The following is a 12,535-nucleotide window of genomic DNA, read 5'->3' as shown; positions in this document are numbered from 1 at the left end:
ATGTCGAACATCCTCACCGACGCCATACGGGTCTACGCCCGCCCCGGCGACCGCATCAACGGTGTCGAGGCACAGTGGATCACCTGGATGCTGCTCGGCCGCGGCGGTTCGTACCACGTCCCGGTGGTGACCCGGTGCGGCCCGGAGGGGGCTTACGTCGACATCCAGTACGGCTCGGGCAAAAGCCCCGACATCGTGAACTTCTGCCAGGACCACGCCCCTTACCTCTACGGCGCGGTCTGGGGCCGGCACTACAACGAGGGCCGCGAACTGGACCTGATCTGGCAGGAGGATGTGAACGACGGCCCGTACCGGTACTGCCGGTACGGCTTCGACGAGGTGCGGGTGGCGACCACGACCGGCGACCGCCCGCCCGTCGCGCCCGAGGCCGACGCCCCCGAGGCGGCGTGGCGGCGCCACCCCGACGGCTCGTGGCGGCTGTCCGTCAACGGCAGTTACCGCACCGGCAACAACCGTGACGCCGAGGTCGGCCCCATGGCCACGCCCGCGACCCCGCTGCCCGACCCGCCGCCGACGGCCCTGCCCACCCCCACCACCCCGACCGACTGGGGCGAGCCGCTCGCCGCCATCGACCCCGGCTGGCTCGCCCCGTTCGCCGACGACCACCCGGCCGCCACGCTGATCGAGTACCGCTGGCGGGGCCGGGTCGTCCACCGCGCCCGCGAGGACGACGACTGGGACGGCCCCTCCTGGCAGCACCGCTGCGCCGACGACTGGGACAACTGCCTGGACCCCGAGTTCCTCCGCTTCACCGGCGCGACCGAACTCCTCGCGCCCGAGGAGGTCTACGAGCGCGACCGCCAGACGGGGGGCAAGCGCGCATCGCACTGACGGCGGCGCTCAGTGCGCGTAGCCGCCGCCCCGTGGGACGTCGCTGAGGGACAGACACTTCCGCTCCTGCCGGATCGGCTTCACGGCCTTGCTCAACTCCACCAGGACACCGTCGATCTCGGCGACCCGGTCGGAGACCAAAACCTCCACCGCCGGGTCCCGGCCGTAAGAGACGAGGACCTTCCGGTCGGTGCTGAGCTTCGCCTCCTCGACCACCCAGTCCACACCGTCGACGTTCACGCACGCGTCGACGGTCGGCAGGGGCGGGCGCACCCCACAGCGCAGTATCACCGCCCGGTCACCCCACACAGCGACCCCGGGCGCCCCGCCACGAGCGCGCTCCCGCCCGGCCAGGTCGGCCGGATAGCCCTTCGCGATCCGCCCGCACTCAGGCGCGTCGCCCCTCGGCGCCGCCTCCACGCCGTACGCGGGCGAGCTCACCTCACGCACCACGAGAACACCGGCGACAACCAGCCCGGCGGCGGCCACGCCAACGGCGATCCGCGCCGTGCGAGAAAGACGTCCCGTCATCAACAACCCACACCTCCGCCGGACGGCCGACCGCCGCGCAGGAAGCAGCGCGGCGCCAAGGAGTGATCACGGCATGCTTCTGAGAATCCGTCGGCCGGCCTCCGTCAGCCTTCCGGATCATGCTCCCACCGGCGCATCGGCGGTCAGCCATCGGGTCCGGCGAAACCGCCCCGGCACCCCCGGCAGCGCGCCGCCGTCAGATCCCCGGCAGCGTGTCCTGCTCGACATCACGCGCGGGCGGCCTCGGCGCGCTCCGCACCGCCAACTTGGCCCGGCACTCGTCCCCGAGCCCCCACAGCCGCGCCTCACGCCCCCGCAACGGCCGCCCGCACATGCGGCAGGTGACACGGCGTCGCGGGGTGGCGGGCTCCGCGCCGAGGCCGGGCAGCGTGGTGGGGTCGTCGGCGGTCATGACTCAGGTGTACCAGGCCGCCCCACAGCCAGTTTCTCTATACGCAGTATAGTGTACTGTGTATAGAGAAACTGGTCAGTGCGATCTCGTAAGGAGAGCCCGTGAAGGTCACCTCTTGTGCCGTGTCCCTCAACGTCGAGGACGTTTCCGCCTCCAGCGCCTTCCTCGTCGAACACTTCGGGTTCCACGAGCAAATGGCCGCGGACGGCTTCGCGTCCCTGACGCGCGACGACCTCGGCATGAACGTCATCTTCCTGCGCCGCGGGCTGGAGTCCCTGCCCGCCGACCAGCGGGACGAGCACGCCGCCGGCCTGATCCTCGCCCTCGTCGTCGACGACCTCGAAGGCGAGCTGGCCCGCCTGCGCGAAGAGGGCGTCGCGATCACCATGCCGCTGAAGGAGGAGGAGTGGGGTGAGCGCGCCTTCCAGGTACGCGACCCCAATGGCGTCATCGTCCAGCTCGTCGACTGGAACGGGTCCGCCGGCCACTGAGCCAACAGGCCCAACCGGCCCAACCCGCCCATCGGTTCACGGGGCGGATGCCTCCGCCGCTACTCCACCGTAGGCAGGTGGTGGCAGCGCGCGACTGGGATACTTCGGTGATCGAATCAGCGCACCACGAAGCGTCCAACCTCGCGTCCAGTTGGGATATCTCACCCATGAGTCACAGTCAGCCTCCGCCGGAACAACGGGGCTATGGCTACCCGCAAGCCCTCACGCCCCCAGGCTGGCCGGGGTATCCCCCCACCCCTCCGCAGGCTGGTGACACCAAGCGGAAGACCATCGGCATCGCGGTCGGTGCGCTGATCGTTGTCGGCGCGATCGCCGGCGGCTTCGCACTGTTCGGCGGGGGCGGTGACGGCTCCGAAACCGTGCCCGATGACGGAAAGCGCTACAAACTCACCGCGCCGGACACCGTATTGGGCGAGTACAAGGTCTGGGGTGATTCAGCCCAGGGGCAGGACAGGGGGAGCGACCAGGCGCTCCTGCTCGGCGTCAGTAACGGGAGGCAGGTCATCAACAACTGGTCGACGCTCGACACGACCGACCCCGACTCGGACTTCGACAACAACAAGAGCATCGTCTTCGTGGGCTTCTACGGCGATGTGGACGATCCGGAGAAGGCCGTGGACGCGTACTTCGACATCGCGCAGCAAGGATCCCTGACCTCCGAATCCATCGGCAGTAAGGAGAAGCAGTCACCAGCAGGGTTCAAGCACGGGATCATGAAGTGTCAGTACCGGAAGGCCGACGCCGAGCCCGGCCAGCCGGATACCACCCCCTTGTGCGTCTGGGGCGACCACAGCTCGGTTGGCGTGGTCATCGTGGTCGATGCCACCAAGGAGAAGCTGTCCCTCGAAGAGGGCGCCAGGATCGCGGCTGACCTGCGAAACGAGATCCGAGTAGAGATCAAGTAACCAACCGACGAGTCCGGTGATCTCTACGTCCAGTCCGGTCTCTTCCCTCACCTCGCGGACCGCCGTCCCCGGGAGAGATCGCCGTATCGGCGCAGGTGCCAGACGGGCGCGCCGTACGCGTTCACGCCCCGGCGGCCGACAGCGGTACTGAGGTCTGCCCTGGGCCGGGCGGGTTCCCCGCACGACAACCACATATGCGACGCCGGACCACCCCACGACTGGACAGCGCTCGGGGTGGTCCGGCCGCTCTCAGTGACCGCCCGTGACTCCGCGCAGCCGCCCTCCGGGGGAGGGGAAGCAGCCACGGCGGCCGCGAACACGCGGTCGGGCGCACCTCACGGAACGCCAGAGCCGCCCCGGGACCCGCTCCGATATCCGTTCGACAACGAACGCGCCGACCCCCCGCGCGGCCCCCGCCACAAACGTGAAAATCATTCGACAACCGATCGACGCATGGCCATTGACACCCCTTACGCCCGGTGACTACCGTCACGCCAGGATTTCGAACGTGTGACGAAATATCGAACGCCACGCAACGCACCACTCGCGAAAGGGCAGACTGCCTTGCGCATCACCGGAATCAGCACGCATGTCGTCGGCACCCCCTGGCGCAACCTGACCTACGTGCAGGTCCACACCGACGAGGGCATCACCGGCGTCGGCGAGACCCGCATGCTCGGCCACACCGACGCACTGGTCGGCTACCTCCGTGAGGCCGAGGCCAATCACATCGCCGGATCCGACCCCTTCGCCGTAGAGGACCTGGTACGGCGGATGAAGTACGGCGACTACGGCCGGGCGGGCGAAATCGTGATGTCGGGGATCGCCTGCGTCGAGATGGCCTGCTGGGACATCAAGGGCAAGGCGCTGGGCGTGCCCGTGTGGCAGCTCCTCGGCGGCAAGGTGACGGACAAGGTCAAGGCGTACGCGAACGGCTGGTACACGACCGAGCGGACGCCGGAGGCCTACCACAAGGCCGCCCAGGGGGTCATGGAGCGCGGTTACAAGGCGCTGAAGATCGACCCGTTCGGCACCGGGCACTTCGAGCTCGACCACAAGGAGACCCTGTACGCGGTCTCGCTCATCGAGGCCGTGCGGGACGCGATCGGCCCGGACGCCGAGCTGATGCTGGAGATGCACGGCCGCTTCTCCCCCGCCACCGCCGTCCGCCTGGCGAACGAGCTGGCCCCCTTCAAGCCGGCCTGGCTGGAGGAGCCGGTGCCGCCGGAGAACCTGAAGGCGCTGGAGAAGGTCGCGGCCAAGGTGGACATCCCGGTCGCCACCGGTGAGCGGATCCACGACCGCATCGAGTTCCGCGAGCTCTTCGAGAGTCAGGCGGTGGACATCATCCAGCCGGACGTCGGCCACATCGGCGGCATCTGGGAGACCCGCAAGCTGGCCGCCACCGCCGAGACGCACTACGTGCTCGTCGCGCCGCACAACGTCGGCGGGTCCGTGCTCACCGCCGCCTCCCTCCAGGTCGGCTTCACCTCGCCCAACTTCAAGATCCTCGAGCACTTCAACGACTTCGCCGACTCGGACATCAAGAAGGTGGTCAAGGGCGCCCCGCAGGTCGTGGACGGCTACTTCGAGCTGTCCCACGCGCCCGGCCTCGGCGTCGAGCTCGACACCGACGCGGCCGCCGAGTTCCCGCAGCAGCAGGCCCGCTTCGACCTGTGGGCCGAGGGCTGGGAGAAGCGGGAACCCTCAAAGACCAGCGGCGAGTGAGTGCCGAGTGAGTAGGGATATCCCTCGTCCTGGCCCGAAGGGGTGTACAAACGCGATTCCCGCGGAGGCGAGGGGGCAGAACACGCCCGGCGGGAGGGCCCACCCGGTGGTCCCCGTCCAGGGCGGGACAGGAACGGAGCAGATGTGAGCGGCACAGAAGACGCCCTCGTACTCGACGGGCCCGGCAGCCACCGGCTGGAGCGCCGCCCCGTGGCCGAGCCGGGGCCCGGGGACGCTCGGGTGCGGGTGCACGCCTCCGGGATCTGCGGCAGCGACCGCGAGGTCTTCCAGGGGAGCCGGCCCGAGGGATACGTCCGGTATCCGGTCACCCCCGGCCATGAGTGGTCGGGCACGGTCGAGGCCGTCGGGGCCGGGGTGCCGGTCTCGCTGGTCGGGCGGAAGGTGGTCGGCGAGGGGTTCCGCAACTGCCAGGTGTGCGATCGCTGCCACGCCGGAGACACCACGCTGTGCACCGCGGGCTACGAGGAGACCGGCTTCACCCAGCCGGGGGCGATGGCCACCACCCTCACCCTGCCCGCCCGGCTGCTGCACCCGCTCTCCGACGACGCCGACCTCACGGCCGCCGCGCTGCTGGAGCCCGCCGCGTGCATCGCGGCCGCCGCGCTCAAGGCGAACGCCCAGCCGGGCGAGCGGGTCGCGGTGGTCGGCACCGGCACCCTCGGCATGATCGCGGTCCAGTTCCTCGCCGCCGCCTCCCCCGCCGAGCTGCTCGTGGTCGGCACCCGCCGGGACCGCGAGCAGCTGTCGCTGTCCTTCGGCGCGACGGCGTTCCACACTCGGGACGCCCTGGCCGAGGCCGGTACAGAGGCCGAGGCCGGGACGTACGACATCGTTATCGAGACGGCGGGCTCCGCCTCCGCGGCCCGGGAGTCCGCCGCACTGCTGCGGCGCGGCGGGCGGCTGGTGCTCACCGGCATCCCGGCGGCGGGCGCGGACGGCCTGGACCCCACCGACCTGGTGGTGCGCCAGATCGAGGTGCAGACGGTCTTCGGCGCCCCGCCCGGCGCATGGGCGCACGCGGTACGAGTCTTCGACGCCGGGCTGCTGTCCCTCCTCCCGCTGGTCACCCACGAGCTCCCGCTGACCGACTTCGGCGCCGCGATCGACCTGGTCGGCAGCGGCGATCCGAAGGTCGGCAAGGTCCTGCTGCGCCCGCAGGGCCTCCCGTAGCCGCGCGCCGGTACGGGCCGCCCTGACACGGCCCGTACCGGCGTGCACCCAGCCACCCGAATGTCGTCCGACCACGCGGCGCTAGCCGCATACCGACCGGCCGGACGGCGCCATGAGATCAACTCCGTACCCCCGGACGACGACGTGCCGGGCAGCACAGCAGCCGGACGCCGAAACACCGGCCATCACTCCACAGGGAGCACCGTGACCGCCGCCTCAGCCACCACCTCCGGCCCCCGCCGCCCCGCCGACGCGGCCCTCGCGTCGCTCGGCCACTCCGCCCCCGCCGCCGACCCCGCCGACGCCTCCCCGCACTCCTTCCCGGACGGCGGCACCTGGCGCACCGAGATCCCCTCCGTGGAGGGGCCCGAGGCGCTGGCCACCGTGTTCAAGGAGGCCAGTCGCCTCGATGTGCCGATCCACCGGATCAGCCAGGGCAGCGGCGTGTGGATGCTCACCGACTCCGAGATCACCGAGATGGTGGAGTCCTGCGCCGAGCGCAACGCCGAGCTGTGCCTGTTCACCGGCCCGCGCGGCACCTGGGACATCGGCGCCGCCACCCGTACCGACTCCCGCGGCGGCGGCCTGCGCGCCCGCGGCCATGACGCGGTCGCCGGCTGCGTCGAGGACGCGCTGCGCGCCGCCTCGCTGGGCGTCAAGTGCCTGCTGGTCGCGGACGAGGGCGTGCTGTGGCTGCTGCACCAGCTGCGCGACCGCGGCGAGCTGCCGGCCGACACCACCTTCAAGCTGTCCGCGCTGGTCGGCCCGGTCAACCCGGCCTCGTTCGCGGTGTACGAGCAGCTCGGCGCCGACTCCATCAACATCCCCTCGGACCTGACGCTGGAGCACCTGACCGAGATCCGCCGGGTCTCCGGCGCCCCGATGGACTTCTATGTGGAGGCCCCCGATGACCTGGGCGGCTTTGTCCGCATCTACGACGCCGCCGAGCTGATCCGCCGCGGCGCCCCCATCTACTTGAAGTTCGGGCTCAGCAAGTCCCCCGGCATCTACCCCTACGGCGCCCAGCTGCGCGATGTCGCGCTGAACAGCGCCCGTGAGCGGGTACGCCGCGGCCGGCTCGTGCTCGACATGCTCGCCCGGCTGGGCGCGGACGGCGGGATGTCCCCGCTGGGCTCCCGGCTGCCCGGGCCGCTGCGGCGCTTCGCCACGGCGCAGTCACAGCCCGCGCCCCAAGAATCCTGAGCCACGGACGCACAAGGGAAGGACGACCCGATGATCATGCGTAAGGCCAGAGCGGTACGAGCCTTGGCGGCCCTCGCCGCCCTGCTCACGCTCTCGCTCACCGCCACCGCCTGCGGCCAGGAGGCGGTCGGCGGCAGCCGCTACAAAGGCGGCGGCAGCAACACCATCGGCATCGCGATGCCGGTCAAGTCCTCCGAGCGGTGGATCGCCGACGGCAAGAACATGGCCAAGCAGTTCCAGGCGGCGGGCTACAAGACGGACCTGCAGTACGGCGAGGACGACGTACGCACGCAGGTGGCCCAGCTGGAGAACATGATCACCAAGCAGTACAAGCTGCTGGTGATCGCCCCGATCGACGGCTCCGCGCTGACCGATGTGCTGCAGAGCGCCCATGACGCGAACATACCGGTGATCTCCTATGACCGGCTGATCCTGGGTTCGAAGTACGTCGACTACTACGCGACCTTCGACAACTTCAAGGTCGGCGTGCTCCAGGCCACGTACCTCGTGAACAAGCTCGGGCTGCCCAAGGACAAGGGGGGCAAGAAGGGCCCGTTCAACATCGAGCTGTTCGCCGGGTCGTCGGACGACAACAACACCCGGTACTTCTTCAACGGCGCGATGAGCGTGCTCAAGCCGTACCTCGACGACGGGCGGCTCGTCGTCCGCAGCAAGCAGACGAAGCTCAACCAGCTGTACACGGCGAAGTGGAGCGCCAGCGCCGCCCAGAACCGCATGGAGGACCTGCTCAACGCGGCCTACAGCAACGCCGACGTCAACGCCGTGCTCTCGCCGTACGACGGCATGTCCATCGGCATCCTGTCCGCGCTGCGCGGCGTGGGCTACGGCACGAAGGACAAGCCCTACCCGGCCGTGTCCGGGCAGGACGCCGAGCTCGCCTCGGTGAAGTCCATCATCCGCGGAGAGCAGACGCAGACCGTCTACAAGGACACCCGCAAGCTCGCCAAGGCCACCGTCCAGATGGCCACCGCGGAGCTGACCGGCGGCAAGCCCCAGGTCAACGACACCAAGTCGTACAACAACGGCAAGAAGACGGTGCCGGCCTATCTGCTCAACCCGGTCAGCATCGACAAGTCCAACACCCAGCTCCTCGTAAAAGAGGGCTACTACACCGCCGGCCAGCTGAAGTAGGGATGGAGGCCGGGAACATGAACCACATTCTCGAAATGCGCTCCATCACGAAGACCTTCCCCGGCGTCAAGGCGCTGTCGGACGTCAACCTCCTGATCCGCGAGGGCGAGATCCACGCCATCTGCGGGGAGAACGGCGCCGGGAAGTCGACCCTGATGAAGGTGCTCAGCGGGGTGTACCCGCACGGCAGCTACGAAGGGGAGATCCAGTTCCAGGGGGAGGCGTGCGCGTTCAAGGACATCAAGGCCAGTGAGCAGCGTGGCATCGTCATCATCCACCAGGAACTGGCCCTGATCCCGTATCTGTCCATCGCCGAGAACATCTTCCTGGGCAACGAACACGCCAAGGGCGGTCTGATCAGCTGGAACGAGACGCTCAAGCACGCCACCGCGCTGCTCAAGCGGGTCGGTCTCACGGAGTCGCCGCAGACGCGGGTCACCGACATCGGGGTGGGCAAGCAGCAGCTCGTGGAGATCGCCAAGGCGCTCTCCAAGGAGGTGAAGCTGCTCATCCTGGACGAGCCGACCGCGGCGCTCAACGACGAGGACAGCGGCAAACTCCTCGATCTGCTGATGGAGTTCAAGGCCCAGGGCATCTCCTGCATCATCATCTCGCACAAGCTGAACGAGATCCGCAGGGTCGCCGACTCCGTCACCATCCTGCGCGACGGCCAGACCATCGAGACCATGGTGGTCCGCGAGTCGCCGGAGGCGGAGCCGCAGGTCTCCGAGGACCGCATCATCCGCGGGATGGTCGGCCGGGACCTCGACAACCGCTTCCCCGAGCGCACCCCGTACGAGGGTGACGACGCCTCCGAGGTGGCCATGGCCATCGAGGAGTGGACCGTACGCCACCCCATCGACCAGCAGCGCAACGTCGTGGACGGGGTGTCGCTGAACGTCAGGCGCGGCGAGATCGTGGGCATCGCGGGCCTGATGGGCGCGGGCCGCACCGAGCTGGCGATGAGCGTCTTCGGGCGCGCCTACGGCCGGTACACCGGCGGCCGGGTCTACCGCGACGGCAAGGAGGTCCGTACCCGCACCGTCCCGGAGGCGATCGAGCACGGCATCGCCTATGTCACCGAGGACCGCAAGCACTACGGGCTCAACCTCGAGGACACCATCAGCCGGAACATCTCGCTCTCCTCGCTGGCCAAGGTGGCGCGCCGCGGCGTGGTCAACGAGCACGAGGAGTCGCGGGTGGCCGAGCGGTTCCGCAAGACCATGAACATCAAGGCCCCCACGGTGTTCGAGCAGGTGGGCAAGCTCAGCGGCGGCAATCAGCAGAAGGTCGTGCTGAGCAAGTGGATCCATGTGGGTCCCGAAGTGCTGATCCTCGACGAGCCCACCCGGGGCATCGACGTCGGGGCCAAGTACGAGATCTACACGGTCATCAACGACCTGGCGGCACAGGGCAAGGCCGTCGTCTTCATCTCCTCGGAGCTGGGCGAGTTGCTGGGCATGTGCGACCGGATCTACACGATGGCGGCTGGGCGGCTGACCGGGGAGGTACCGCGGGCCGAGGCGACTCAGGAGGTTCTGATGCGCCACATGACCAGGGACAGAGGAGACGAAGGATGAGCACGGCGACCCAGGACACCAAGAACCCGGCACCACCGCCGGCCGACGGCTCCCCGGGCATCGGGACGCTGCTGGTGCAGAGCCTGCGGGCCAATGTGCGCCAGTACGGGATGCTGGTGGCGCTCGCGCTGATCATCGTCATCTTCCAGATATGGTCCGACAACATCCTGCTGCGGCCGCTCAACGTCACCAACCTGGTGCAGCAGAACGGCTACATCCTGATCCTCGCGATCGGCATGATGATCGTGATCATCGCGGGCCATATCGATCTGTCGGTCGGCTCGCTGGTCGCGTTCGTCGGCGCCTTCTCGGGCGTGCTGATGGTCAACCACGATGTGCCCTGGGGACTCGCGGTCATCCTCTGTCTGCTGGTCGGCGCGGCGGCCGGGGCGTGGCAGGGCTTCTGGATCGCGTATGTCGGAATCCCGTCCTTCATCGTCACCCTGGCCGGGATGCTGGTCTTCCGCGGCGGCACCCAGATCCTGCTGGACGGGCAGTCCCTGTCGCCCTTCCCGGAGGGCTTCCGGAAGATCAGCATCGGCTTCATCCCGGAGATGGGCCCGTACACGCAGTACCACAACCCCACCATGGTCATCGGCCTCGCGGTGTGCGCGGCGGCCGTCTGGCAGGAGTGGCGGGGCCGGCAGCAGCGTGCGGCGTATGAGCTGGACGTGATGCCGATCGGCCTCTTCTACGTCAAGTGCGCCGCGATCGTGGCCGCGGTGATGGCCTTCACCATGACCCTCTCCAGCTGGCACGGCGCGCCGGTCGGTCTGCTGATCCTGTGCGGTCTGCTGGCCGTCTTCGCCTTCGTGATGCGCAACACCGTCGTCGGACGGCATGTGTACGCCCTGGGCGGCAACCAGCCCGCGGCCAAGCTGTCGGGTGTCCGCGACAAGCGCGTCACCTTCATGGTGTTCGTCAACATGGGCCTGCTGGCCGCCCTCGCCGGCCTGGTCTTCACCGCCCGGCTGGGCTCCGCCACCCCGAGCGCGGGTCTCAACTTCGAGCTGGAGGCCATCGCCGCCGCGTTCATCGGCGGCGCCTCGGCCAGCGGCGGCGTCGGCACCGTGCTGGGCGCGATCATCGGTGGTCTGGTGCTCGGTGTGCTCAACAACGGCATGTCGCTGGTGGGCATCGGCACCGAATACCAGCAGGTCATCAAGGGTCTGGTGCTGCTCGCCGCGGTGGGCTTCGACATCTGGAACAAGCGCAGGGTCGGTTCGTAAGTCCGTCTCCCACCACTACCGATGGAGCCGCACATGACCACGAGCAGACGCACACTCATGACGGCGGCAGCGGCCGCCGGGCTGGCGGCCACGGCCGTCGGTACGGGCACGGGCACGGCTTACGCGAAGGACGCGAAGGACGCGAAGGGCGGCGGACGCGCGGTGAAGGAACACTTCGGAACGCTGGCGGACGGCACCAAGGTCGACCGCTGGACGATCGAGAACGGCCGCACCCGGCTCTCCGTACTCACCTACGGCGGCATCGTCCAGTCCCTGGAGATCCCCGACCGCCACGGCCGCATGGCCAATGTGTCGCTGGGCTTCGCCGACCTGGACTCGTACGTGGCCGGCAGCCCGTACTTCGGCGCCCTGATCGGCCGCTACGGCAACCGCATCGCGAACGGCAAGTTCACCCTCGACGGACACGCCTACCAACTCCCCGTCAACGACGGCCCCAACAGCCTGCACGGTGGGGACAAGGGCTTCGACAAGCGGGTGTGGTCCATCGAGCCGTTCGAGGGCGGCGGCAACGTCGGCCTGACCCTGCGCCGGGTCAGCCCCGACGGCGAGATGGGCTACCCCGGGAAGCTCACCGTGCGCGTCGACTACACCCTCACGCCGACGGGCGACTGGCGCATCGACTACGAGGCCACGACCGACAAGCCCACGGTCGTGAACCTCACCAACCACACCTACTACAACCTGGGAGGCGAGGGCACCGGCTCCATCTACGACCACCAGCTCCAGATCGCCGCCTCCCGCTACACCCCGGTCAACAAGACCCTCATCCCGACCGGCGAACTGGCGAAGGTGGCCGGCACGCCCTTCGACTTCCGTCGGTCGAAGGCGGTCGGCCGGGACATCCGCGAGGCGCACCAGCAGGTGCTCTTCGGTCAGGGGATCGACCACAACTTCGTCCTGGACAAGGGCATCACGAGCCGTCCCGAACACATCGTGACGGTCAGCGAGCCGGAGTCGGGCCGGGTGATGCGGATCGCGACCACCGAGCCGGGTGTGCAGTTCTACACCGGCAACTTCCTGGTCGGGACGCTGGCGGGCACATCGGGGCAGGTCTACCGGCAGGGCGACGGCTTCTGCCTGGAGACCCAGCACTTCCCCGACTCGCCCAACCAGGCCGGCTTCCCGTCCACGGTGCTGCGGCCGGGAGAGACGTACCGGTCGACGACGGTGCACTCGTTCTCGACGCGCTGAGGTTTCCCTCCCGCCCCGCCGCCAGGGC

12 protein-coding genes are annotated in these 12,535 nt (G+C 69.1%); 10 read left to right on the top strand and 2 right to left on the bottom strand.

Translation table 11 applies throughout. The annotated features are described in order from the left end of the window. On the top strand, positions 1–852 hold the full coding sequence (locus ACH4S9_RS04405; protein WP_398369737.1) for a hypothetical protein: 852 nt from the start codon (positions 1–3) through the stop codon (positions 850–852). Positions 853–861: 9 nt separating this feature from the next. Here ACH4S9_RS04405 and ACH4S9_RS04400 read toward each other — a convergent pair whose 3' ends face one another. Next, positions 862–1,383, bottom strand: a complete 522-nt coding sequence (locus ACH4S9_RS04400; RefSeq protein WP_385345813.1) for a DUF3515 family protein — start codon at positions 1,381–1,383, stop codon at positions 862–864. Between the two features lie 196 nt (positions 1,384–1,579). Continuing rightward, entirely contained in the window at positions 1,580–1,795 is a 216-nt protein-coding gene (locus tag ACH4S9_RS04395) for a DUF6011 domain-containing protein (RefSeq protein WP_311722737.1), read from the bottom strand. A gap of 101 nt (positions 1,796–1,896) precedes the next feature. On the opposite strand from ACH4S9_RS04395, the gene ACH4S9_RS04390 reads away from it, so the two are divergent. The 9 genes from ACH4S9_RS04390 (at position 1,897) to ACH4S9_RS04350 (ending at position 12,507) form a co-directional block, all read left to right on the top strand. Then, the gene (locus ACH4S9_RS04390) at positions 1,897–2,286 is read left to right on the top strand and encodes a VOC family protein (RefSeq protein ID WP_385345811.1); all 390 of its coding nucleotides are present in this window, start codon (positions 1,897–1,899) and stop codon (positions 2,284–2,286) included. 77 nt (positions 2,287–2,363) lie between these two features. Then, complete coding sequence (locus ACH4S9_RS04385) at positions 2,364–3,212, top strand: hypothetical protein (protein WP_361192769.1); 849 nt, start codon at positions 2,364–2,366, stop codon at positions 3,210–3,212. Positions 3,213–3,776: 564 nt separating this feature from the next. Then, complete coding sequence (locus ACH4S9_RS04380; protein ID WP_311722735.1) at positions 3,777–4,940, top strand: mandelate racemase/muconate lactonizing enzyme family protein; 1,164 nt, start codon at positions 3,777–3,779, stop codon at positions 4,938–4,940. A 144-nt stretch (positions 4,941–5,084) separates the two neighbouring features. Continuing rightward, positions 5,085–6,131, top strand: coding sequence for a zinc-binding dehydrogenase (locus ACH4S9_RS04375; RefSeq protein WP_398369733.1), 1,047 nt, complete (start codon positions 5,085–5,087; stop codon positions 6,129–6,131). 204 nt (positions 6,132–6,335) lie between these two features. Beyond that, positions 6,336–7,334, top strand: coding sequence for a hypothetical protein (locus ACH4S9_RS04370; RefSeq protein ID WP_311722733.1), 999 nt, complete (start codon positions 6,336–6,338; stop codon positions 7,332–7,334). A gap of 36 nt (positions 7,335–7,370) precedes the next feature. Then, positions 7,371–8,486 carry a multiple monosaccharide ABC transporter substrate-binding protein gene (gene chvE, locus ACH4S9_RS04365; RefSeq protein WP_311722732.1) on the top strand — a complete coding sequence of 372 codons (1,116 nt, stop codon included), beginning with the start codon at positions 7,371–7,373 and terminating at the stop codon, positions 8,484–8,486. 17 nt (positions 8,487–8,503) lie between these two features. Continuing rightward, positions 8,504–10,066, top strand: coding sequence for a multiple monosaccharide ABC transporter ATP-binding protein (gene mmsA, locus ACH4S9_RS04360; RefSeq protein WP_398369730.1), 1,563 nt, complete (start codon positions 8,504–8,506; stop codon positions 10,064–10,066). Then, on the top strand, positions 10,063–11,295 hold the full coding sequence (mmsB, locus tag ACH4S9_RS04355; RefSeq protein ID WP_311722730.1) for a multiple monosaccharide ABC transporter permease: 1,233 nt from the start codon (positions 10,063–10,065) through the stop codon (positions 11,293–11,295). Before mmsA ends, mmsB begins: the two co-directional genes overlap by 4 nt. Positions 11,296–11,328: 33 nt before the next feature. After that, positions 11,329–12,507 (top strand): aldose epimerase family protein, encoded by a 1,179-nt coding sequence (locus ACH4S9_RS04350; protein WP_385345801.1) that lies wholly within the window; start codon positions 11,329–11,331, stop codon positions 12,505–12,507. Positions 12,508–12,535: the final 28 nt, after the last annotated feature.

The organism is Streptomyces sp. NPDC021225 (genome assembly GCF_044332865.1).
In the GTDB taxonomy this organism is placed as follows: Bacteria; Actinomycetota; Actinomycetes; order Streptomycetales; family Streptomycetaceae; genus Streptomyces.
The sequence above is the reverse complement of the archived record's forward strand: the minus strand, read 5'-3'. Positions and strand labels throughout refer to the sequence as shown.

What these genes read in the sequence shown, in the direction of transcription:
- mmsB (WP_311722730.1), top strand. Translation starts at nt 10,063, where the DNA reads ATGAGCACGGCGACCCAGGACACCAAGAACCCGGCACCACCGCCGGCC.
- chvE (WP_311722732.1), top strand. Translation starts at nt 7,371, where the DNA reads ATGCGTAAGGCCAGAGCGGTACGAGCCTTGGCGGCCCTCGCCGCCCTG.
- ACH4S9_RS04400 (WP_385345813.1), bottom strand. Translation starts at nt 1,383, where the DNA reads ATGACGGGACGTCTTTCTCGCACGGCGCGGATCGCCGTTGGCGTGGCC.
- ACH4S9_RS04395 (WP_311722737.1), bottom strand. Translation starts at nt 1,795, where the DNA reads ATGACCGCCGACGACCCCACCACGCTGCCCGGCCTCGGCGCGGAGCCC.
- ACH4S9_RS04350 (WP_385345801.1), top strand. Translation starts at nt 11,329, where the DNA reads ATGACCACGAGCAGACGCACACTCATGACGGCGGCAGCGGCCGCCGGG.
- ACH4S9_RS04405 (WP_398369737.1), top strand. Translation starts at nt 1, where the DNA reads ATGTCGAACATCCTCACCGACGCCATACGGGTCTACGCCCGCCCCGGC.
- mmsA (WP_398369730.1), top strand. Translation starts at nt 8,504, where the DNA reads ATGAACCACATTCTCGAAATGCGCTCCATCACGAAGACCTTCCCCGGC.